Genomic DNA, 19,675 nt, shown 5'->3' on the forward strand with positions numbered 1-19,675 from the left:
GTACTACTACGGTCGTGCGTATGCGGGTGGCGATGATGACACGGGAGTATCCACCTGAGGTGTACGGCGGCGCGGGTGTCCACGTCACCGAACTCGTCTCACAACTGCGCACCTTGTGCGACGTCGATGTGCACTGCATGGGCGCACCCCGGGACGGCGCGTTCGTGCACCAGCCTGACCCCCAGCTCGCCGGCGCCAACGCCGCGCTGTCGATGCTGTCCACCGATCTGGTGATGACCAATGCCGCCGCCGGCGCGGACATCGCCCATTCCCACACCTGGTACACGGGGATGGCGGGGCATCTCGCCGCGCTGCTGCACGGCATTCCGCACGTGGTGACCGCGCACTCGCTCGAGCCGCTGCGGCCGTGGAAGGCCGAGCAACTGGGCGGGGGCTACCGCCTGTCTTCCTGGGTGGAGAAGACCGCCATGGAGGCCGCAGATGCCGTCATCGCCGTCAGTTCGGGGATGCGCAGGGACGTGTTGTCGGTCTACCCCGCCCTCGATCCCGACAAGGTGCATGTGGTGAAGAACGGCATCGACACTGCCGTCTGGTACCCCGATGAGCAGACATCCGTGCTGGCCGAACTGGGTGTCGACCCGTCGCGTCCGGTGGTGGCCTTCGTCGGCCGGATCACCCGCCAGAAGGGCGTCCCGCACCTGGTGGCCGCCGCCCACCAGTTCGACCCCGAGATCCAGCTCGTGTTGTGCGCGGGTGCACCGGACACCCCCGAGATCGCCGCCGAGGTCTCCGGCGCAGTGGAGCTGCTGTCGCAGTCGCGCACCGGCGTGTTCTGGGTCCGCGACATGCTACCGGTGCAGAAGATCCGCCAAATTCTTTCCGCGGCAGCCGTTTTCGTGTGCCCGTCGGTGTACGAACCGTTGGGCATCGTCAATCTCGAGGCCATGGCCTGCGGCACCGCGGTGGTGGCCTCCGACGTCGGCGGCATCCCCGAGGTGGTGGCCGACGGCACCACCGGCACGCTGGTGCACTACGACGCCGCCGACGCCCCCGGGTTCGAAGCCGGCATCGCGGCGGCCGTCAACGCACTGGTGGCAGACCCCGAGCGCGCGGCCCGCTACGGAGCAGCAGGACGGCAGCGCTGTATCGACGAGTTCTCGTGGGCCCGCATCGCCGAACAGACTCTGCAGATCTATCGCGCGGTGTCCGCGTGACGAACCCCGCGCACCGCGCGGGGTTCGTCACGTGAAACGAGGGTCGGCTTCAGCCGGTCACATTCTTCAACTCGTCGCCGAGCGCGGCGGCTTCATCGGGGGTCAGTTCCACGACCAGGCGGCCACCGCCCTCGAGCGGTACCCGCATCACGATGCCACGCCCCTCTTTGGTTGCTTCCAATGGACCGTCGCCGGTCCGGGGCTTCATGGCCGCCATCGAGTGCTCCCTCCAAGTTGGACTTCTCGTCCCCGGTACACAATCCGCCTCCGGCGCGCCGAAAGGCCAGTTCACGTATCCATTGTTCCCTATCGTCGCCGCTACGTGTGTAAGACCCGGCCGTTAGCGGTGCTCAACTGCCGGAACCCAACACGCCGCGATGTGGTCGTCGACCATCCCGGTGGCCTGCATCAAGGCGTAGGCGGTGGTGGGGCCGACGAACCGAAAACCCCGTCGCTTGAGTTCGCGGGCCATGGCGGTGGACTCGGGCGTGACCGCCGGGACGTCGGCCATGCTCGCCGGCCGCGGGCGACGAGCAGGAGCGTAGGACCACAGCAAGTCGGACAGGTCGACGTCGAGGGCCGCCACCGCGCGGGCATTGCCGATGGTGGCCTCGATCTTGGCCCGGTTGCGCACGATCGTGCTGTCGGTCATCAGGCGCTCGATGTCGTTGTCGTCGTAGGCGGCCACCGTGTCGACGTCGAAGCCTGCGAAGGCGGCCCGGAAACCCTCCCGCTTACGCAGGATGATCAGCCACGACAGCCCACTCTGGAACGCCTCCAGGCTGATCCGCTCGAACAACGCGACGGTGCCGCGCAACGGCCGGCCCCACTCGTCGTCGTGGTAATCGCGGTAGAGCTGCGGCCCCTGGTCAGCCCAGTCGCACCGGATCCGGCCGTCGTCAGTCACGCGCGTCGGCGGCGCTCTCGACCCGCTGGCTGCGCAGTGCGTCCACCTCGGCACGCAGGGAGTCGAGCTCCTGGGCCAGGCGGTCCAGCACCCAGTCCACTTCGCTGGTCTTGTAACCGCGCAGCGTCTGGCTGAACTTCACCGCCTCGACGTCAGCACCGGTGACACCGGAGGCGGGCAGGACCGTCGCCGTGGTCGCCCGCGGCAGGGGCGGCAGCTGCTCGCCGCGACCGAACACCACACTGGCCACGCCGAACAGCACGATGGCGATCAGGATCAGCACGACGACGTACAGCAAGACCATTGTCACGCCATCGATCCTGCCCTAAAGACCGAGGCTCTTCACCGCGGACTCCTCCGTCGCCGCGTCTGGACCTCGGTCGACCCTGTGAGCTACCGGAGAGGCCGCAGGGTGTTCATCGGCGGGCGGTCTTCGAGTGACACCTTGGACACCCGCGGGGTGAAGTCGTCGCCGTCGGCGAAGAACTGCGTCAGCCCCACTCCGGAGTCGGTGATGCCGCAGCGCGAGAGCAGGGTCGCCATCACCTGACGGCTCATGTCCCCCAGCGCGGTCAGCGGTTGGTTGCGGTGCACCCGGACGCCCAGGTTCACCTGGGCGATGGCGTCGATGCCCAGCTTGTCGTAGGTGTCGACCAGCAGTCCGATCTCCACACCGTAAGCCGGTGCGAACGGCAGCGACATCAGCAGCTCCCGGGTGCCGGCGTACTCACCGCCCAGCGGCTGGAAGACGCCGCTGAGCTCAGGACGCAGGGATGCGAGCATGGGGCGGGCCACCAGCTGGGTGACGCGGCCGCCGCCGTTGGCGTCTTCGCTGCCGCTGACCTTGAGCGGCCGGCGGTAGAAACCCTTGACCAGGTGGATGCCGTCGCGGGTGAGCAGCGGGCCCACCAGGTTGGGTACGAACATCGGGGACGGGTCGATGAGGTCGGAGTCGACGAAGACCACGATGTCGCCGGTGGTGGCGGCCAGCGACCGCCACAGCACCTCGCCCTTGCCGGGATTGGGGGGAAGTTCGGGCAGTGCCTGCTCGCGGCTGACCACCTTGGCGCCCGCGGCGATGGCGCGGATCTCGGTGTCGTCGGTGGAGCCGGAGTCCAGCACGATCAGTTCGTCGACCAGACCGCCGAGCATGGGTGAGATGGTGTCGATGACCGAGGCGACGGTGTCTTCCTCGTTCAGGGCGGGCAGGACCACTGAGATTGTGCGGCCCTTCTTGGCTGCCTCCAGCTCGGCGACGGACCAGTTCGGGCGGTTCCAGCTGTTTTCTGCGAGCCAGGTGTCGGTGCGCATTTTGTTCTCGATGGCCAGGTCAGGTGTTGTCGTCATGCCAGTCCCCTCACCGTGCGCGTCGGTGGACGCACTCCTTGGATCGACGCGACCATCTCCAGTACGCGCCGAGTGGGTCCGACTTCGTGTACCCGGAACATCCGCGCTCCGTCGGCCGCTGCCAGTGCGGTGGCCGCCAGGGTGCCGTCCAGGCGTTCGGTCAGACCCACTCCCAGAGTCTCCCCGACAAAATCCTTGTTGCTCAGGGCCATCAGGACCGGCCATCCAGTCTTAACAAGGTCTTTTACATGCCGCAACAAAGTAAGACCGTGGTAAGTGTTTTTGCCGAAATCATGAGTGGGGTCTATGAGAATCCGCTCACGGTCCACGCCTTTGCTCACAGCGTCCTGTGCCGCGGCAGTGACCTCGGCGATCACGTCGTCGACCACGCCACGGGTACTGGTGCCGTAGTTCACCCGAAACGGCCGTGTCCGCGGTGTGGCGCCGCCGGTGTGTGAGCAGACCAATCCCGCCCCGAACTCCGCGGCCACCTCCGGCAGACCGGGATCAGCCCCTGCCCAGGTGTCGTTGATCAGGTCCGCCCCCGCGGCGCAGGCCAGCTTCGCCACCGACGCACGCCAGGTGTCGACACTGATCAGCTGGTCCGGGAACGTCGCCCGCAGCCACTCGATGAAGGGCACGACGCGCGCCGTCTCCTCATCGGCGTCCACCACCTGCCCCGGCCCGGCCTTGACGCCGCCGATGTCGATGACGTCCGCGCCATCGGCCACCGCCCGGTGCGCGGCAGCCTTGGCCGCCTCGTCGGTGAAGGTGGCACCGCGGTCGTAGAAGGAGTCCGGCGTGCGGTTGACGATCGCCATGATGAGCGCCCGGTCGCCGGCCACCGGCCTGCCCATGAACATCGCCTGCACACAGCCAGGCTAACCGCGCGCCGACGGCACCGAGATTCACACCGTGGCGGGAAATTGAGCTCTGGCCCGCCCTGCTGTGAATCTCAGCCCTTCGGACGCTGCCCGTCCCTCTGGGTCAGCGCTCCTTCAGGGCTTCGTTCCTCAGCCCTTCGGACGCTGCCCGGAGGCAACCTCGTTCGGGTACTCGTCGTAGAACTCGACGTACCCCTCGTCACGACCTTTCAGCACGTACAGCGGGTCCTTGACGTCGGAGCCGTAGCCCTCCTTGCGCAGGTCGACCTTGCGGCTCTTGAACGTCGATGTGTGCTCCAGGGACTCCACCACCCGGACGAACAGCGGCACGGCATAGGCGGGCAGCTTGCCGTAGACCGCGCCGGCCAGGGCCTTGCCGTCGAAGGACGAGCCGTCGCGCAGCTTGATCGCCGCCATACCGGCGCGCCCGCCGGTGTCGGGCACCTCGACGCCGTAGACGGTGCACTCCTCGATGTCGTGCAGATCCACCAGGGCACCCTCGACCTGGGTGGTGGCCACGTTCTCGCCCTTCCACCGGAAGGTGTCCCCCAGGCGGTCGGCGAAGGCAGCGTGCCCCATGCCCTGCGGGTTCATCACGTCCCCGGTGTTGAACCAGACGTCGCCGTCTTTGAAGGCGTTGCGCACCAGCTTCTTCTCGCTGGCCTCCTTGTCGGTGTAGCCGTCAAAGGGCGACAGCTTGTTCACCGGGCTGATCAGCAACCCCGGCTGGCCGGCGGGCACCTTCCGCACGCGTCCCGAGGAGTCGCGCTTGGGCTCGCCGGTGTCGGCGTCGTACTCCACGTAGGCCAGCGGCATCGGGCTGATGCCGGTGCTCTTGGCGACGTTGAAGACGTTGATGAACGCGGTGTTGCCTTCGCTGGCGGCGTAGAACTCGGCCACCCGCTTGATCCCGAACCGCCTGGTGAACTCGTCCCAGATCTCAGGTCGCAGACCGTTTCCGGCGATCACCCGCACCTTGTGGGAACGGTCGGTCGGCTTATCCGGCTGGTTCAGCAGGTAGCGACACAGCTCGCCGATGTAGACGAAAGCCGTTGCCTCATAACGGATCACCTCGTCCCAGAACCGCGAGGCCGAGAACGACTTGCCCAGTGCCAGCGTGGCTCCGGAGGTCAGCGCCGAGGACAGCGCCACCGTGAGTGCGTTGTTGTGGTAGAGCGGCAGGCAGCAGTACAGCACGTCGTCACTCTTGAGCCGCAGCGCCAGCCCACCGAACCCGGCCAGGGCACGCAGCCACCGGAAGTGGGTCATCACACTGGCTTTCGGGTGCCCGGTGGTTCCGGAGGTGAAGATGTAGAACGCGGTGTCCTTGGCCAACACCGCCGAGGCCGACGCCGGATTGGCGGTGGGTGCCGTCTCGGCCAGCCGGTGCAGTTCCTCGATCGTGGTGGGCTCGGGCGCGCCGTCGGCCACCGCGCCGCACTCGACGATCGGTTCGATGAACTCCGTCTCGGCGATGATCACCGTCGCCTCGAGCAACCCGATGCTGTGCGCCAGCACCTCACCACGCTGGTGGTAGTTCAGCATGCCCGCCACGGCCCCGCACTTGACCGCCGCCAGCATGGTCAGAACCGCGTCGGGCGAGTTGCGCAGCATGATGCCGACGACGTCGCCGTGCCCGACGCCCTTGGCGGCCAACACCGCGGCGTAGCGGTTGGCGGTGGCATTCGCCTCGGCGTAGGTGAGCGTCTGATTCTCGAACCGCAGGAACGGTCGGTTGCCGTACTTCTCGGCCCGGTCCTGGAACACCTTGCCGATCGAGGTCTTCGACGTGGGACGTGCCAGAAAGCCCGTCGTCACCCCCCGGAAGATCTGCGGTGCGTCGGCAAGTACTGCCGGCACCTGCGTGACGATGTCGGCCAGGCCGACGGAGGATCGGGAACCGTTCTGTTCGGACATGCTCGTTCGCCCCTCGTCTTCAGCGGATTCGCAGGCTAGCGTAACCGGATCGAGACAACCGCCGTTGTCAGAGGGGTGCGCAGAGGTCGAGTGCCGCGCCGACGTCGCGCACCACCCGTAGCCGGTCCAGCGCCGCCGCGCCGACGTAGCCGGTGTCGACCAGACCCGAAAGCCACGTGCGCAACCCGTCGTAGTGCCCGTCGGGATCCAGCATCACGACGGGTTTGTCGTGCATACCGAGGTAACCGGCCGTCCACGTCTCGAACAGTTCCTCCAGCGTGCCGATGCCGCCGGGCAACGTCACGAAGGCGTCGGAGCGGTCCTCCATGATCTGTTTGCGCTGCCGCATGGTGTCGGTGACCACCAGCTCGTCGGCGTCGACGTCGGCCAACTCGCGGTGCACCAGGGCCTTGGGGATGACGCCGAGGGTCCGTCCCCCGTGCGAGCGGGCACCCGCGGCCACCGCGCCCATGGCCGAGACGTTGCCGCCGCCGGACACCAGGGTCCAGCCGCGGTCGGCGATCGCCGCCCCCAGCGCGGTGGCCAGGTTCAGCAATTCGGGGTGTCGGGGGCCGGAGGCGCAGTAGACGCACACGGCCCACTGCCTGTCGGATTCGCGGTCGGAGGACATCGGAAAAACCATAGACTCCGGCGGTGTCGATCACCGCGGCCGCCGAAGCGGCGCAAGCCTTGGCCTGGCAGGGTCGTGGCCGCGAAGCCGAGGAGATGCTCGCGGCGCTGGACACGACCACCGAGGCGGAGCTGCTGGAGGTGGCGTTGCCGCGGGCGGCCAACCAGTTCTGGATGCTCGGCGAGCCCGAACGTGCGACGGCCTATCTACGGGCGGTGCGCAACCGCATCAACGGCCCCGCCGGGCTGACGGTCGACGCCCTGCTGGCCACCTTCGCGATGAACGCCGGCGCCCCGGTGCGGGCGCTGGAGCTGGCCGCCGAGGTCCTGGCCGCTGTCGACGCCACCGATCAGGCGGTGGCGTGGGCGGCCAGCACCTCGTCACTGTGCGCGGCACGGGTGGGCCGGTTCGCCGAGGTGGACACCTTCGCCGAACGCGCGGAGGCCGCCGGACACCCGGGATTGTTGCGCTACACCATCGGACTGGCCCGCATCACGACCGCGACCATGACGGGCGACCTCGATCGGGCCGAGGCCGTCGCCAGGGACCTGACCTCCGATGCGCCACCGGGCGCGGCGATCGGCAGTGTGCTGCTGGCCTGGGTGTTGATGCGCCGGGGCGAGGACTCCGCGGCTGCCGAGCTACTGGCGCCCGCCGCACCGATCCTGGAGCGCACCGGCTATTCGTGGGGCCCGCTGTCGCTGACGCTGCTGGCCACGGCGCTGGCCCGCTCCGGCGCGCCGGCGGATGCGGCCAAAGCGTTGTCCCGAGCGGAATCTCGGCACGGCACCAAATCGGCATTGTTCGCCCCCGAGCTCGGATTGGCACGGGCCTGGCGCTCGGCCGCCGCAGCGGACTCCAGCGGCGCCATCGCGGCCGCCCGGCAGGCGGCCCAGACGGCGGAGCGCTCGGGGCAGCTGAGCATCGCGGTGCTGGCGTGGCGGGAGGCCGCCGAGTTGGGCGACGGACGCGCCGAGGCGGCGCTGCAACGACTCGCCCCGCTACTTTGGAGTGATGGCCACCAAACCCAATCACCTGGGTGAATACCTGCGCGCGCGCCGCGGTCTGGTGTCCCCCACGAAGGTCGGCATCGTCGATACCGGGGACCGCCGGGTACCCGGATTGCGTCGCGAGGAGGTGGCCATGCTGGCCGGCATCAGCGCCGACTACTACCTTCGGCTGGAACGCGGCCGTGACCGCAATCCGTCGACACAGGTCCTCGAAGCGATCGCCAACGCTCTGCAGCTCGACGAGGACAACGCCGACCACCTGCTGAGCCTGGCCGCTGACCGGCCGCGCCGGACCCGTCGCCGTACCATGGCCGTCAGCGCACCGGCCAGCATCCTCGGCCTGCTGCCTCAGCTGGCCCTGCCCGCCTTCGTCGAGAACAACCACTTCGATGTCTTGGCGTCCAACGCGATGGCTGCCGCCCTGTCCCCTCGACTGGTCGCGGGCCGCAATCAGTTGCAGGACATGTTCTGCGATCCCGAGGAGATAGCGCTGCACCCGGACTGGGACGGAACCACCGAGTGCCTGCTGTCGAGCCTGCGGCATTCGGTGGGTACGGATATCGACGACCCCCTGTTCGTCGAGTTCGTCGACGAACTGTCCCTGGCAAGCCCTCGCTTCCGGAACATGTGGGACCGCCACGACGTCGGAGCCCAGAGCGGGGCGCCGACCCTCTTCGACCACCCCACCGTCGGCCGGATGCACCTGTATCGGGAACGGCTCGCGGTGGCAGGTGCCGCAGGTGTGCATCTGGTCGTCTACCACCCCGAGGCCGGATCACCCGATGCCCACAAACTCACTCTGTTGGCGGCAACACCGGCGCCAGCGCATGCCCCAGCTCGGTGACGAGGCCGGGCACGTAACCGTGGGTGGGCAGGTTGACGACCACACCGCCGATACCGACGTCGAACACCCGGGCCTTGATCTGCTGGGCGATCTCTTCCGGTGCGCCGGTGACAACACGGCCGCCGTGCGCCTCACCCATGTCCCGCGACGGCACGCCGTCGACGATCGCCGTCAGCAGGGTGCTGGTGGCCAAGGTGGCCGGCTCACGGTCGATCTCCGCGCAACGTTGCTGCAAGACAAGCAGTTTGGCCGGCAGATCGTCCATGGGAGCGATGATGTTGAGGTGATCGGCGTAGCGCGCGGCCAACCGAAAGGTCTTCTTCTCGCCGCTGCCGCCCAGCATCACCGGGATGTGAGCGCGGAGTCTGGGCTCGTTGACGGCGTTCTCCGTCTGATACCACGTGCCTGAGAACGTCGGTCGCTCACCGTGGATCATCGGGATGATGATCTGCAGCGACTCTTCGAGCTTTTCGAACCGTTCGGTGAACGTGCCGAACTCGTAGCCCAGCTGCCGGTGTTCCAGTTCGAACCAACCCGCCCCCAATCCGAGTACGGCACGCCCACCACTGATCACGTCCAGCGTGGTGATCATCTTGGCCAGCAGCGTCGGGTTCCGATAGGTGTTGCCCGTGACCAGCGTGGACAGTTGCACACGTTCGGTGGAAGCCGCCAGAGCTGCCAGCCCGGTATAGGCCTCCAGCATCGGCTCGTCGGGTTCCCCCAGCCCTGGCAGCTGGTAGAAGTGGTCCATCAGCAGAACGGTGTCGAACCCGGCGGCCTCGGCCTCCCGGGTCTGAGCCGTCACCGCGGCAAAGAGTTCGGCGACCGGGGTTCCATAGGAGAAGTTGGGTATCTGCAAACCGAGGCGAATCGTCATGCTGGGTGCAAACTTCCGAGCACAGCGGAGAAATTTCCTTCCTGAGGGGCCCTGACAGGACCCCCTCAGCCCGGGGCGGGCGCTCATAGCTTGATGGGCAACCAGAACAGCTCGGGGAGAACACAGCTCATGACAGAGATCGACGACGCCCGGTCACCGGTCCCAACTCAATGCCCTTTCACGCTGAACCGCCGCACTTTTGTCGGGGCGTCGGCCGCCGTCACCGGAGTCGCCCTCCTGCCCGGTTGCACCACCCCCGAGGTCGGGGATGGCGCCGACACGCACGTTCTGCAGATGACGATCAACGGTGAACAGCGCGACATCGACGTGGACGTGCGGACCTCGTTGCTGGACATGCTGCGGGATCGCGCAGGACTCACCGGGACGAAGAAGGGCTGCGACCAGGGTGCGTGCGGTGCCTGCACCATCCTGCTGGACGGTGAGCGGGTGCTGTCCTGTCTGACGCTGGCGGTGATGCACGACGGGGCCGACGTGACCACCATCGAGGGCGTGGCCGACGGGGACCGATTGCATCCGCTACAGCAGGCGTTCATCGACACCGACGGACTGCAGTGCGGCTACTGCACGCCGGGCCAGATCATGTCAGGTCTGGGATGTATTGCCGAAGGACACACCGGCTCGGATGCCGAGATCCGAGAATGGATGAGCGGCAACATCTGTCGCTGCGGCGCCTACACCAATATCGTCCGCGCCATCTCGAACGCGGCGCAGTAGCATGCGGCCGTTTCGCTTCACCACCGCCGCCGACGAGCAGGCCGCCGTCGACGCCGGTGCCGATGGCGGCCGTTTCATCGCCGGGGGTACCACGTTGGTCGACTTGATGCGTGAGACCGTGGACCAACCCGGCGTGGTCGTCGACATCAACGCTCTGCCATACCGCGACATCGAACTGCGCCAAGACCGACTGCGTGTCGGCGCGCTGGTGCGGATGTCGCAGTTGGCCGCTGCTCCCGCTGTGCGCGAGTACTTTCCTGTTATCACCCAGGCACTGGAGAAGTCGGCGTCGGCTCAGGTGCGCAACATGGCCTCGATCGGAGGCAACCTCCTGCAGCGCCCGCGGTGTCTGTACTTCCGCGATGTGACCGCCCCCTGCAACCGCAGGACGCCCGGCTCGGGGTGTGCGGCCATCAACGGCCACAACCGGACCCACGCAATCCTGGGTGCCAGCGCATCCTGTGTGGCCACCCATCCCTCCGATCTGGCTGTGGCACTGGTGGCACTGGATGCCGTGGTGCACACGCGCGACCGCGACGGCGACCGGCAGATCCCGGTCGCCGAACTCTTCCGTCGACCGGGTGACACCCCGGAGCGCGAACACAACCTGGCTCCCGGCACGCTGATCACTGCCGTCGAGGTGCCCCGCACCCCCGAGGCCCGTCGATCCGGATATCTGAAAGTCCGGGACCGGGAGTCCTATGAGTTCGCGCTCACGTCGGCGGCGGTGGCCCTCGACATCACCGGCGGGCGCATCCGCGCAGCCCGGATCGCTGCGGGCGGCGTGGGTACCGTGCCCTGGCGGATGCACGCCGTGGAACGGGCCCTCATCGGCCAATTGCCGCGACCCCAGGTGTTCGCGTCCGCGGCGGCAGCCGCCGCGGACGGAGCGCAGCCGCTGTCCCACAACGCTTTCAAGGTCGACCTGATCACGCGCACCATCACCCGCCAGCTGGGCGCTGTTGCGGAGATGTCATGACCACGGTTCCCACTCAGGCAGCGGGTCAACCGCTGCCTCGGGTCGACGCCCGATTGAAAGTCACCGGTGCGGCCACCTATACCGCCGACAACACGATCTCCGGCCTGGTCTACGCCGCGGTGATCGGCAGCTCGGTCGCCGTCGGTTCCGTCGACGGCATCAACACCGCCGAAGCACGCAGGCACCCCGGCGTCATCGAGGTGATCACCGACTTCGCCGGCGTCACCCTCCCGCATCCCCCACCCCGGATCGCCTACTTCGGGCAGCCCGTGGCGATGGTGGTGGCGTCGTCCACCGAGGCCGCCGCACACGCCGCCACACTGGTGGAGATCCGCTACGGCAACCCCACCGATCCGCTGATCGACCCCGAGGCAGCAGGGGCCGTCGCCCAGCCGGGCACCACGGTCGACGACTATTCCCGCGGGGACGCCGACGCGGCCCTGAGCACCGCCGCGGCGGTGTCTGACCTGCAATACCGCATCACCCGCCATCAGCACAATCCGATGGAACTGGCCGCCACGGTGGCGCGCTGGGACGGCGACCGCCTCACCGTCTGGGACAAGGTGCAAGGCATCGGGCCGGCCGTCGAGGGTTACGCCGAGGCCTTCGGCATCCCGCCGGAGAACATCCGGGTCATCTCCCCGTTCGTCGGTGGCGCGTTCGGGCAGGCAGGCCTGGTATGGCCGCACCAGAGGCTCGCCGCGCTGGCCGCGCGACGGGTGGGCCGACCGGTCAGGCTGGTGTTGACGCGCAAGCAGATGTCGCATCAGCTCGGTTACCGGCCGGTCAGCGCCCAGCGACTTGCCATCGGCTCCGATCGCGCGGGCCGCATCGCCGCCATCGTGCATGACAGCCGGGTGGAGACCAGCCGGGACATCTCCTACGAGGACAACATCACCCCACCGCCGCGGTTCATGTACCGCAGTCCCGCCATGCGGTCGACGTACCGCGTCGTCCCGCTGGACGTCAGCCCACCGACCTGGGTACGCGGCGTCGGTAAGGTGACGTCCGGTTTCGCTCTCGAATGCGGTGTCGATGACCTGGCACACCGGTTGGGGATCGACCCCATCGAGCTTCGCGTGCGCAACGAACCCGACCGGGACATGGCCACCGATCTGCCGTTCTCGACACGACGTCATGTCGAGTGCCTGCAACGCGGCGCGGACGCGTTCGGGTGGTCGCGACGCAATCCCACCCCCGGGTCGGTGCGGGACGGCGACCAGCTCGTCGGCTTCGGGGTGGCCAGCGCCGTCTACCAGTCCTCCAGCAGCCCGTGCAGCGTCTCGGCCAGAGTTCATGCCGACGGCTCCGCCGATGTCAGTACCGCCAGCATCGACATGGGCCCCGGCACCTACACCTCGATGACCCAGATCGCGGCCGATGCGTTGGCCCTACCGGTCGGCCGGGTCCGATTTCACCTGGGCGACAGCACCTTTCCGAGTGCACCCATGCACGGTGGGCAACAGACGATGGCCAGCGTGGGATCGGGCGTCGCTCATGCATGCGGGCTCCTGCGCGACAAGTTCGTCCGCACCGCGGTGGTGGATCCCGCGTCGCCGCTGCACGGCGCCGCCGTCGCGGACATCGTCGTGGACGGCGGCCGGATGACGCATGTCTCGGGTCGCAGCGAGTCCTTCCAGGAGCTACTCCTGCGTCGCGGGTGGAACCATCTGGAGTCCGAGCACACCTGGAGTCCGCAGGCCCGCGTCGAGGACTATTCGGTCTGGTCCTACGGAGCGGTGTTCGCCGAGGTGGCCGTCGACGAACTGTTGGGGACGGTGCGGGTGCGTCACCTCGACGCCTATTACGACGCCGGGCGGATCATCAACCCCAGGCTCGCTCACAGCCAGGCGATCGGCGGCATGGTGTGGGGCATCGGCATGGCACTGCTGGAGGATTCACACATCGATCACCGCGACGGCCGGGTCGTGAATGCGAACTTCTCCGATTACCTGGTGCCCGTCAACGCGGATGTCCCCAGACTGGATGCCACCTTTCTGCCCGCCGAGGACGGCATCGCCAGCCCCATTCGAGTGAAGGGACTCGGCGAGCTGGTGATGATCGGCGTCGCGCCGGCCATCGCCAATGCCGTCTTCAACGCGACGGGGCGGCGCATCACCGAACTACCCATCACCCCGGAGCGGCTGCTGTGAGGTAGCTCCGTAACACGTCGACAGCCGCCGTGATCTGCCCGACGTGCACGTGCTCGTCGCGCCGGTGCGCCAGGTTGGGGTCACCGGGGCCGTAGTTCACCGCGGGGATACCGAGGGCGGCGAACCGTGCGACATCGGTCCAGCCGTACTTCGCGCGGGCCTGCCCGCCGGCCGCCCGCACCAGGGCGGCGGCCGCGGGCTCGTGCAGACCCGGCAGTGCACCGGCGGCGGCATCGGTCTGCTCGATCGTTACGTCCAGGCCGTCGAACACCGCGCGCACGTGGTCCAGCGCCTGGGCCGGCGTGCGGTCGGGGGCGAAGCGGAAGTTCACCGTCACGGATCCGGCGTCGGGAATGACATTGCCCGCCACTCCCCCGTCCACCCGCACCGCGGAAAGCCCTTCTCGGTAGACGCAGCCGTCTATGTCCACGTCCCGGGCCCGGTACTCCGACAATCGTGCCAGCACGCCGTGCAGCTTGTGGATGGCGTTGTCGCCCAACCACGATCGGGCCGAGTGCGCGCGGGTGCCGGTGGTGCGGACCACCACGCGCAGGGTGCCCTGGCAGCCCGCCTCGATGACGCCATCGGACGGCTCGCCGAGGATGGCGACGTCGGCCTGCAGCCACTGCGGCAACTCTTGCTCAATGCGGCCCAGGCCGTTGGCCGACGCCTCGATCTCCTCACAGTCGTAGAAGACCAGCGTGAGGTCGTGGGCCGGGTCGGCGACTGTGGCGGCCAGGTGCAGGAACACCGCGTCGCCGGCTTTCATGTCGACGGTGCCGCAGCCATGCAGGATCTCTCCGTCCCGGCGCGAGGGCACGTTGTCGGCCGCCGGGACGGTGTCCAGGTGCCCGGCCAGCAGGACCCGGGTGGGCAACCCGCGATGGGTGCGCGCGAGCACCGCGTTGCCGTTGCGGATGATCTCGAAGCCCGTGGTCTGCCCGCGCAGTGCGTTTTCCACCTCGTCTGCGATGCGACTTTCGTGGCGCGACTCACTGGCGATGTCGACCAGCGCTGCGGTCAGGGCCACCGGGTCGCCGCGTAAATCCAGCACAATGTGCCAGCGTAATGCCCCATGCGTATCCAGTAGCCTTGACCACCGTGACTGGAGCTTCGGGTATTGGGGTGGCAACGCTGGCGGCCAATGGAACGGTGCTCGACACCTGGTTCCCGGCACCGGAACTCGGTGAGGTCGACGCGCCGGGCACGGTGCAGCTCTCGGTGGCCGAGGCCACCGCCGAACTGGCCGAACTGACCGGCCGCGACGAGGACCGCGATGTGCAGACCGTGCTGGTACGCACCTCGATCGCCTCGCTCGACGACGCGCCGGCCGATGCCTACGACGTCTATCTGCGGCTGCACCTGCTCTCGCACCGCCTGGTCGCCCCGCACGGACTCAACGCAGGCGGGTTCTTCGGCCTGCTGGCCAACGTGGTGTGGACCAACTACGGACCCTGTGCGGTGGAGGGCTTCGAGTTCGTCCGGGCCCGGTTGCGCAGGCGCGGCCCGGTCACGGTGTACGGCGTCGACAAGTTCCCCCGCATGGTGGACTACGTGGTGCCCACCGGGGTCCGCGTGGCCGACGCCGACCGCGTGCGCCTCGGTGCACATCTGGCGTCGGGGACGACGGTGATGCACGAGGGTTTTGTGAACTTCAACGCAGGCACCCTGGGTTCGTCGATGGTCGAGGGGCGGATCTCGGCGGGAGTGGTGGTCGACGACGGCTCCGACATCGGCGGCGGGGCCTCCATCATGGGCACGCTGTCCGGTGGCGGCAGCGAGGTGATCTCGGTGGGCAAGCGTTGCCTGCTGGGCGCCAACGCCGGGCTTGGCATCTCCCTGGGTGACGACTGCGTGATCGAGGCGGGGCTCTACGTCACCGCGGGCACCAAGGTCACCTTGAGCGACGGCAAGACCGTCAAGGCCCGCGAGCTGTCCGGCGCGAACAACCTTCTGTTCCGCCGCAATTCGGTGTCCGGTGCCGTCGAGGTGGTCACCCGCGAGGGCAAGGGCATCACGCTCAACGAGGCGCTGCACGCCAACTGACGCCCCAGGGGTGCCCGAGCGTGCGTGTTTGTACGTCCACGCGCGGTGTGTCGCGTACAAACACGGGCGCTCGCGCAGAGGGGAAGAGAGGTCAGTGGCCGGCGAGCACGCAGAACTCGTTGCCCTCGGGATCGGCGAGCACCACCCAGGACTGCTCGCCCTGGCCGATGTCGACGTGCCGGGCGCCGAGGCCGACCAGCCGCGCCACCTCGGCCTGCTGGTCGTCGGGGGTGAAGTCGAGGTGCAGCCGGTTCTTCACACTCTTGCCTTCGGGCACCGGTAGAAACAGCCACACCGGTCCGCCGTCGGGCGGGGTCAGCTGCACGTCGCCGTCCTCGGTGACCTCCGACGGCCAGCCGAGCGCCTCGGCCCACCAGTGGCCCAGGCTGTGCACGTCGGTGGCATCGATGCAGAGCTCGCTGAACCGCAGACTCATCTCATCAGCTCCTTCTTGAGTACCTTGCCCATGGCATTGCGGGGCAACTCATCCACCACCCGCACCTCCCGTGGCCGCTTGTGCGCCGAAAGCTGCTCCCCCACATGACTTATCAGCTCCTCCGGGGTGGCGGTGCCCACCACGTAGGCGACGATCCGTTGCCCCAGGTCGTCGTCGGGCACCCCGACCACGGCGGCCTCGGCGACACCGGGGTACTCCAGCAGGGCGGTCTCGATCTCTCCGGCGCCGATGCGGTAGCCACCCGATTTGATCAGGTCCACCGATTCACGGCCTACGATCCGGTGCATCCCGGCGTCGTCGATGACGGCGATGTCCCCGGAGTGGTACCAGCCGTCGGTGTCGAGCACCTCCGCGGTGGCCTCCGGCCGGTTCAGATACTTGTCGAACAGCATGGGCCCACGAATCAACAACTGGCCCAACGTTTCTCCGTCATGAGCCACCTCGTTGCCCGCCTCGTCCACCAGCGTGGTCTGCACCCCGTCCACCGGCAACCCCACCCAGCCGGGTCGGCGGTCCCCGTCGGCCCGGGTGCTCAGCGTGATCAGCGACTCGGTGCTGCCGTACCGCTCGATGGGCGTGTGGCCGGTCAGCTCGGCGAGCCGGGAGAACACCGGTACCGGCAGCGCCGCGCTGCCCGAGACCAGCAGCCGCGCCGAGGACAGCGCGCGTGCCGACACCGGGTCACCGGCGATCCGCGACCACACCGTGGGCACCCCGAAGTACAGTGTGCCGCCGGCGGCCGCATACGCCTCCGGTGTCGGTTTCCCGGTGTGCACAAACGGGTTTCCGATCCGCAGTGATCCCAGCAGCCCCAGCACCAGGCCGTGCACGTGGAACAGCGGCAGGCCGTGGACCAGGACATCCTCGGAGCTCCACTGCCACGCCTGGGCCAGGGCATCGATGTCCGCGGCGATGGCGCGCCGTGAGGTCTGCACCCCTTTGGGCGCCCCGGTGGTCCCGGAGGTGTACATGATGTACGCGGGCCGGTCGGGGTGCGGCTCGGCATACCGGTGCCACGAGCGTGCGTGCACCCGGACGGGAATGTGCGCGAGCCCGGCCGGCTCGTCGGGCAGCTCCCCCAGCCAGGCCTGGGCGGCGGAATCGGTCAGGATGTGGGCCCGTTCGGCCACGCCGACGTCAGGAGGCACCGGAACGAACGGAACCCCGGCGATCAGGCAGCCGGCCACCGCCAGCACGGTCGTCATCGTCGGGGTGGCCAGGATGGCGACGCGGGTGGCGCCGCCCACCCGCTCGGCCACCGATGTCGCCGCGCCCAGCAGGTCACTGCGGCTCAAGGTGGTGTCGCCGATGGTCACGGCATTGGGGATATCGGCGCCAGCGGCGACCGCTGCGGGGTTCAGGGATGCCAACAGCACCCACAGGACGCTACCCGGCGATAATGGCCGCATGACCCACATCCGGCGTACCGGCACCCGCGAGGCTTACCGCAACGCCTGGATGACGTTGCGCGAAGACACCATTGCGCGGCCCGACGGGTCCGAGGGGATCTACGGGGTGGTGGACAAACCCACGTATGCGCTGATCATCGCCCAGCGCGACGACAGCGTCGCGCTGGTGGAGCAGTTCCGCTATCCCCTCGGCCTGCGCCGCTGGGAGTTCCCGCAGGGCACCGCGCCCGACCGCGCCGAGCTGGAGCCCGCCGAGCTGGCAGCGCGGGAGTTGCGCGAGGAGACGGGTCTGCGTGCCGGCACGCTGACGCCGCTGGGCCTGCTGGACGTGGCGCCCGGGATGAGCAGCCAGCGCGGCCGGGTGTTCCTGGCCACCGACCTCACCGAGGGCGAGCCGGAGCTGGAAGCCGAGGAGCAGGACCTGCGCAGCGCCTGGTTCCCGCGCAGTGAGGTCGAGGCGATGATCCGCGCCGGTGCGATCACCGACGCCCAGTCCATCGCGGCGTGGACGCTGTTGCTGCTGCACGAACAACGCTGATCGCGTAATACAGCGGTGACGCCGGCGGAAAGCCGGCGAAACGCACCGCACCAAGGATGGGCCGATGACCCTGGCAAAGATCGTCACCGAAGGTCGGCCGGCGCAGCGCCCGGTCGACGACATCCCCCCGCTGAAGCGGTTGCTGCCGCTGGGCATCCAGCACGTGCTGGCCATGTACGCCGGCGCGGTGGCGGTGCCGCTGATCGTGGGCGGCGCGATGGTGGGCGCCGGCCAGTTGCAGCAGTCCGACATCGTGCACCTGATCATGGCCGACCTGTTCGTCGCCGGGATCGCCACCATCATTCAGGCCGTCGGGTTCTGGCGGTTCGGGGTGCGGCTGCCGCTGATGCAGGGGGTGACGTTCGCCGCGGTGGGCCCGATGATCACCATCGGCACCGCCCACGGCGTGACGGCCATCTACGGCTCGGTGATCGCCTGCGGGGTGTTCATGATGCTGCTGGCGCCGGTCTTCGGCAGGCTCATCCGGTTCTTCCCGCCGCTGGTCACCGGCACCATCATCCTGATTATCGGGGTGTCGCTGATGCGCGTGGCGGCGGGCTGGTTCGGCGGCGGCACCGGCCCGGACTTCGGTGACCCCGCGGCCGTCGGGATGGGCTTTTTCACCCTCGTGGTGATCATCGCGATCGAGCGGTTCGCCCCGGAGGGACTGCGCCGCGTCTCGATCCTGCTCGGCCTGCTGATCGGCACAGTCGTTGCCGTCCCCCTGGGGATGACGGACTGGAGCCACATGGGCGACTACAGCTGGATCGGTTTCGTCACGCCGTTCCAGTTCGGCCTGCCGTCGTTCCAGATCAGCTCCATCATCGCGCTGCTGATCGTGGGCATCGTGATCATGACCGAGACCACCGGCGACATCGTGGCCGTCGGTGAGATCGTCGACGAGAAGATCACCCCGCGGCGGCTGGCCGACGGCCTGCGCGCCGACGGGCTGGGCACCGTGATCGGCGGTGTCTTCAACACGTTCCCGTACACGGCTTTCGCGCAGAACGTCGGCCTGGTGGCCATCACCGGGGTCAAGACGCGCCATGTGGCGACCGTGGCCGGTCTGATCCTGGTGCTGCTCGGGCTGCTGCCGAAGATGGCTGCGGTGGTCGAGGGCATCCCGTTGCCGGTGCTCGGCGGCGCCGGGGTGGCCCTGTTCGGGATGGTGGCCGCCAGTGGGGTACGCACGCTGACGAGGGTGAAGTTCGACAACACCAACATCCTGGTGGTGGCGATCTCGGTTGGGGTGGCGATGCTGACCGAGGCCAAGCTGTACTACACGAACAGGGCGATCGCCGACGCCCCGGTGAACGTGGCGCTGGATCTGTACGCGAAGTTCCCGGACTGGTTCCAGACCATCTTCCATTCCGGCATCTCGGCGGGTGCCCTGACCGCGATCGTGCTCAATCTGCTGCTCGGTCGCAGACACGGTGACTCCGAACCGGATTCGGAGCTGGCTGCACACGACGCACCGCGCGGCGCATTGCCCGATCCACTTGACGCGCTGCTGGCCGCCGACCCGTCGACATCGCCGGAACGGTTGCGTGCACTTGCCGAGGAACGCCCCGAATTGCACACCATCATCGTCACCAACCCGTCGGCCGACCTGGCCACGTGCGACTGGATCCGCGCGCAGGGCGATCCGAAGGTGATCGCCGTGTGCGAGAAGTGGGACAACGTGACCGAGGGCAGGTTCTCCCGTCGGGTCAAGGAGTGAGCGGGCGGGCTGTTTCCCCGCTCTGGCAACACCTGCGACACCGATG

The 19,675-nt window shown here is 68.3% G+C and carries 20 protein-coding genes; 9 read left to right on the forward strand and 11 right to left on the reverse strand.

Features of this window, described 5'->3' with window-relative positions; translation table 11 throughout:
* The first annotated feature begins 20 nt into the window (after nucleotides 1-20).
* The gene (glgA, locus tag G6N58_RS01610) at nucleotides 21-1,175 is read left to right on the forward strand and encodes a glycogen synthase (protein ID WP_115280006.1); all 1,155 of its coding nucleotides are present in this window, start codon (nucleotides 21-23) and stop codon (nucleotides 1,173-1,175) included.
* A 49-nt stretch (nucleotides 1,176-1,224) separates the two neighbouring features.
* On the opposite strand, the gene G6N58_RS01615 is transcribed toward glgA, so the two are convergent.
* The 7 genes from G6N58_RS01615 to log all read right to left on the reverse strand — a co-directional run bounded on the left by G6N58_RS01615 (nucleotide 1,225) and on the right by log (nucleotide 6,861).
* On the reverse strand, nucleotides 1,225-1,392 hold the full coding sequence (locus tag G6N58_RS01615) for a DUF3117 domain-containing protein (RefSeq protein WP_068918317.1): 168 nt from the start codon (nucleotides 1,390-1,392) through the stop codon (nucleotides 1,225-1,227).
* Nucleotides 1,393-1,515: 123 nt separating this feature from the next.
* Nucleotides 1,516-2,082 (reverse strand): DNA-3-methyladenine glycosylase I, encoded by a 567-nt coding sequence (locus G6N58_RS01620; protein ID WP_115280005.1) that lies wholly within the window; start codon nucleotides 2,080-2,082, stop codon nucleotides 1,516-1,518.
* Nucleotides 2,075-2,392, reverse strand: coding sequence for a DivIVA domain-containing protein (locus G6N58_RS01625; RefSeq protein ID WP_115280004.1), 318 nt, complete (start codon nucleotides 2,390-2,392; stop codon nucleotides 2,075-2,077). Before G6N58_RS01625 ends, G6N58_RS01620 begins: the two co-directional genes overlap by 8 nt.
* An 83-nt stretch (nucleotides 2,393-2,475) precedes the next feature.
* On the reverse strand, nucleotides 2,476-3,429 hold the full coding sequence (locus G6N58_RS01630; protein WP_115280003.1) for a glucosyl-3-phosphoglycerate synthase: 954 nt from the start codon (nucleotides 3,427-3,429) through the stop codon (nucleotides 2,476-2,478).
* Nucleotides 3,426-4,301 carry a dihydropteroate synthase gene (folP, locus tag G6N58_RS01635; RefSeq protein ID WP_115280002.1) on the reverse strand — a complete coding sequence of 292 codons (876 nt, stop codon included), beginning with the start codon at nucleotides 4,299-4,301 and terminating at the stop codon, nucleotides 3,426-3,428. Before folP ends, G6N58_RS01630 begins: the two co-directional genes overlap by 4 nt.
* Before the next feature lie 141 nt (nucleotides 4,302-4,442).
* Nucleotides 4,443-6,230 carry a long-chain-acyl-CoA synthetase FadD6 gene (gene fadD6, locus G6N58_RS01640; protein ID WP_115280001.1) on the reverse strand — a complete coding sequence of 596 codons (1,788 nt, stop codon included), beginning with the start codon at nucleotides 6,228-6,230 and terminating at the stop codon, nucleotides 4,443-4,445.
* A 67-nt stretch (nucleotides 6,231-6,297) separates the two neighbouring features.
* The gene (gene log, locus G6N58_RS01645) at nucleotides 6,298-6,861 is read right to left on the reverse strand and encodes a cytokinin riboside 5'-monophosphate phosphoribohydrolase (RefSeq protein ID WP_178057582.1); all 564 of its coding nucleotides are present in this window, start codon (nucleotides 6,859-6,861) and stop codon (nucleotides 6,298-6,300) included.
* A 23-nt stretch (nucleotides 6,862-6,884) separates the two neighbouring features.
* Here log and G6N58_RS01650 point away from each other — a divergent pair, with 23 nt between their 5' ends.
* The gene (locus G6N58_RS01650) at nucleotides 6,885-7,904 is read left to right on the forward strand and encodes a hypothetical protein (protein WP_115279999.1); all 1,020 of its coding nucleotides are present in this window, start codon (nucleotides 6,885-6,887) and stop codon (nucleotides 7,902-7,904) included.
* Entirely contained in the window at nucleotides 7,876-8,715 is an 840-nt protein-coding gene (locus tag G6N58_RS01655; protein ID WP_115279998.1) for a helix-turn-helix domain-containing protein, read from the forward strand. The genes G6N58_RS01650 and G6N58_RS01655 overlap by 29 nt, the downstream gene beginning before the upstream one ends.
* Here G6N58_RS01655 and G6N58_RS01660 read toward each other — a convergent pair.
* Nucleotides 8,666-9,592 carry an LLM class F420-dependent oxidoreductase gene (locus G6N58_RS01660; protein WP_115279997.1) on the reverse strand — a complete coding sequence of 309 codons (927 nt, stop codon included), beginning with the start codon at nucleotides 9,590-9,592 and terminating at the stop codon, nucleotides 8,666-8,668. The two genes, G6N58_RS01655 and G6N58_RS01660, sit on opposite strands and share 50 nt — an antisense overlap.
* A 129-nt stretch (nucleotides 9,593-9,721) precedes the next feature.
* Here G6N58_RS01660 and G6N58_RS01665 point away from each other — a divergent pair, with 129 nt between their 5' ends.
* From G6N58_RS01665 to G6N58_RS01675, 3 genes are read left to right on the forward strand one after another with little or no spacing between them, the layout of a single operon-like run.
* Entirely contained in the window at nucleotides 9,722-10,327 is a 606-nt protein-coding gene (locus tag G6N58_RS01665) for a (2Fe-2S)-binding protein (protein ID WP_115279996.1), read from the forward strand.
* A gap of 1 nt (nucleotide 10,328) precedes the next feature.
* Complete coding sequence (locus G6N58_RS01670; protein ID WP_115279995.1) at nucleotides 10,329-11,306, forward strand: FAD binding domain-containing protein; 978 nt, start codon at nucleotides 10,329-10,331, stop codon at nucleotides 11,304-11,306.
* Nucleotides 11,303-13,459, forward strand: a complete 2,157-nt coding sequence (locus G6N58_RS01675; protein ID WP_115279994.1) for a xanthine dehydrogenase family protein molybdopterin-binding subunit — start codon at nucleotides 11,303-11,305, stop codon at nucleotides 13,457-13,459. The genes G6N58_RS01670 and G6N58_RS01675 overlap by 4 nt, the downstream gene beginning before the upstream one ends.
* Here G6N58_RS01675 and dapE read toward each other — a convergent pair.
* Nucleotides 13,437-14,513: a succinyl-diaminopimelate desuccinylase gene (gene dapE, locus G6N58_RS01680; RefSeq protein ID WP_115279993.1), complete on the reverse strand. Its 1,077-nt coding sequence runs from the start codon at nucleotides 14,511-14,513 to the stop codon at nucleotides 13,437-13,439. The genes G6N58_RS01675 and dapE overlap by 23 nt on opposite strands.
* Before the next feature lie 38 nt (nucleotides 14,514-14,551).
* Here dapE and dapD point away from each other — a divergent pair, with 38 nt between their 5' ends.
* Nucleotides 14,552-15,505: a 2,3,4,5-tetrahydropyridine-2,6-dicarboxylate N-succinyltransferase gene (gene dapD, locus G6N58_RS01685; protein WP_115279992.1), complete on the forward strand. Its 954-nt coding sequence runs from the start codon at nucleotides 14,552-14,554 to the stop codon at nucleotides 15,503-15,505.
* A 91-nt stretch (nucleotides 15,506-15,596) separates the two neighbouring features.
* Here dapD and G6N58_RS01690 read toward each other — a convergent pair whose 3' ends face one another.
* Complete coding sequence (locus G6N58_RS01690) at nucleotides 15,597-15,941, reverse strand: VOC family protein (RefSeq protein ID WP_115279991.1); 345 nt, start codon at nucleotides 15,939-15,941, stop codon at nucleotides 15,597-15,599.
* Complete coding sequence (locus G6N58_RS01695; protein WP_115279990.1) at nucleotides 15,938-17,338, reverse strand: acyl-CoA synthetase; 1,401 nt, start codon at nucleotides 17,336-17,338, stop codon at nucleotides 15,938-15,940. The genes G6N58_RS01690 and G6N58_RS01695 overlap by 4 nt, the downstream gene beginning before the upstream one ends.
* A gap of 31 nt (nucleotides 17,339-17,369) precedes the next feature.
* Between G6N58_RS01695 and G6N58_RS01700 the strand changes: the two genes are divergently transcribed.
* Both G6N58_RS01700 and G6N58_RS01705 read left to right on the forward strand, forming a co-directional pair.
* Complete coding sequence (locus tag G6N58_RS01700; RefSeq protein ID WP_115279989.1) at nucleotides 17,370-17,909, forward strand: NUDIX domain-containing protein; 540 nt, start codon at nucleotides 17,370-17,372, stop codon at nucleotides 17,907-17,909.
* Between the two features lie 64 nt (nucleotides 17,910-17,973).
* Nucleotides 17,974-19,629, forward strand: a complete 1,656-nt coding sequence (locus G6N58_RS01705; RefSeq protein ID WP_115279988.1) for a nucleobase:cation symporter-2 family protein — start codon at nucleotides 17,974-17,976, stop codon at nucleotides 19,627-19,629.
* Nucleotides 19,630-19,675: the final 46 nt, after the last annotated feature.

It is taken from the genome of Mycolicibacterium tokaiense (genome assembly GCF_010725885.1).
GTDB lineage: Bacteria > Actinomycetota > Actinomycetes > Mycobacteriales > Mycobacteriaceae > Mycobacterium > Mycobacterium tokaiense.

Excerpts from the sequence above, each read along its gene's own strand:
- G6N58_RS01655 (WP_115279998.1), top strand. The coding sequence starts at position 7,876 with ATGGCCACCAAACCCAATCACCTGGGTGAATACCTGCGCGCGCGCCGC.
- G6N58_RS01705 (WP_115279988.1), top strand. The coding sequence starts at position 17,974 with ATGACCCTGGCAAAGATCGTCACCGAAGGTCGGCCGGCGCAGCGCCCG.
- fadD6 (WP_115280001.1), bottom strand. The coding sequence starts at position 6,230 with ATGTCCGAACAGAACGGTTCCCGATCCTCCGTCGGCCTGGCCGACATC.
- G6N58_RS01615 (WP_068918317.1), bottom strand. The coding sequence starts at position 1,392 with ATGGCGGCCATGAAGCCCCGGACCGGCGACGGTCCATTGGAAGCAACC.
- G6N58_RS01690 (WP_115279991.1), bottom strand. The coding sequence starts at position 15,941 with ATGAGTCTGCGGTTCAGCGAGCTCTGCATCGATGCCACCGACGTGCAC.
- G6N58_RS01675 (WP_115279994.1), top strand. The coding sequence starts at position 11,303 with ATGACCACGGTTCCCACTCAGGCAGCGGGTCAACCGCTGCCTCGGGTC.
- G6N58_RS01630 (WP_115280003.1), bottom strand. The coding sequence starts at position 3,429 with ATGACGACAACACCTGACCTGGCCATCGAGAACAAAATGCGCACCGAC.
- glgA (WP_115280006.1), top strand. The coding sequence starts at position 21 with ATGCGGGTGGCGATGATGACACGGGAGTATCCACCTGAGGTGTACGGC.
- G6N58_RS01670 (WP_115279995.1), top strand. The coding sequence starts at position 10,329 with ATGCGGCCGTTTCGCTTCACCACCGCCGCCGACGAGCAGGCCGCCGTC.
- log (WP_178057582.1), bottom strand. The coding sequence starts at position 6,861 with ATGTCCTCCGACCGCGAATCCGACAGGCAGTGGGCCGTGTGCGTCTAC.
- G6N58_RS01700 (WP_115279989.1), top strand. The coding sequence starts at position 17,370 with ATGACCCACATCCGGCGTACCGGCACCCGCGAGGCTTACCGCAACGCC.
- G6N58_RS01665 (WP_115279996.1), top strand. The coding sequence starts at position 9,722 with ATGACAGAGATCGACGACGCCCGGTCACCGGTCCCAACTCAATGCCCT.
- G6N58_RS01660 (WP_115279997.1), bottom strand. The coding sequence starts at position 9,592 with ATGACGATTCGCCTCGGTTTGCAGATACCCAACTTCTCCTATGGAACC.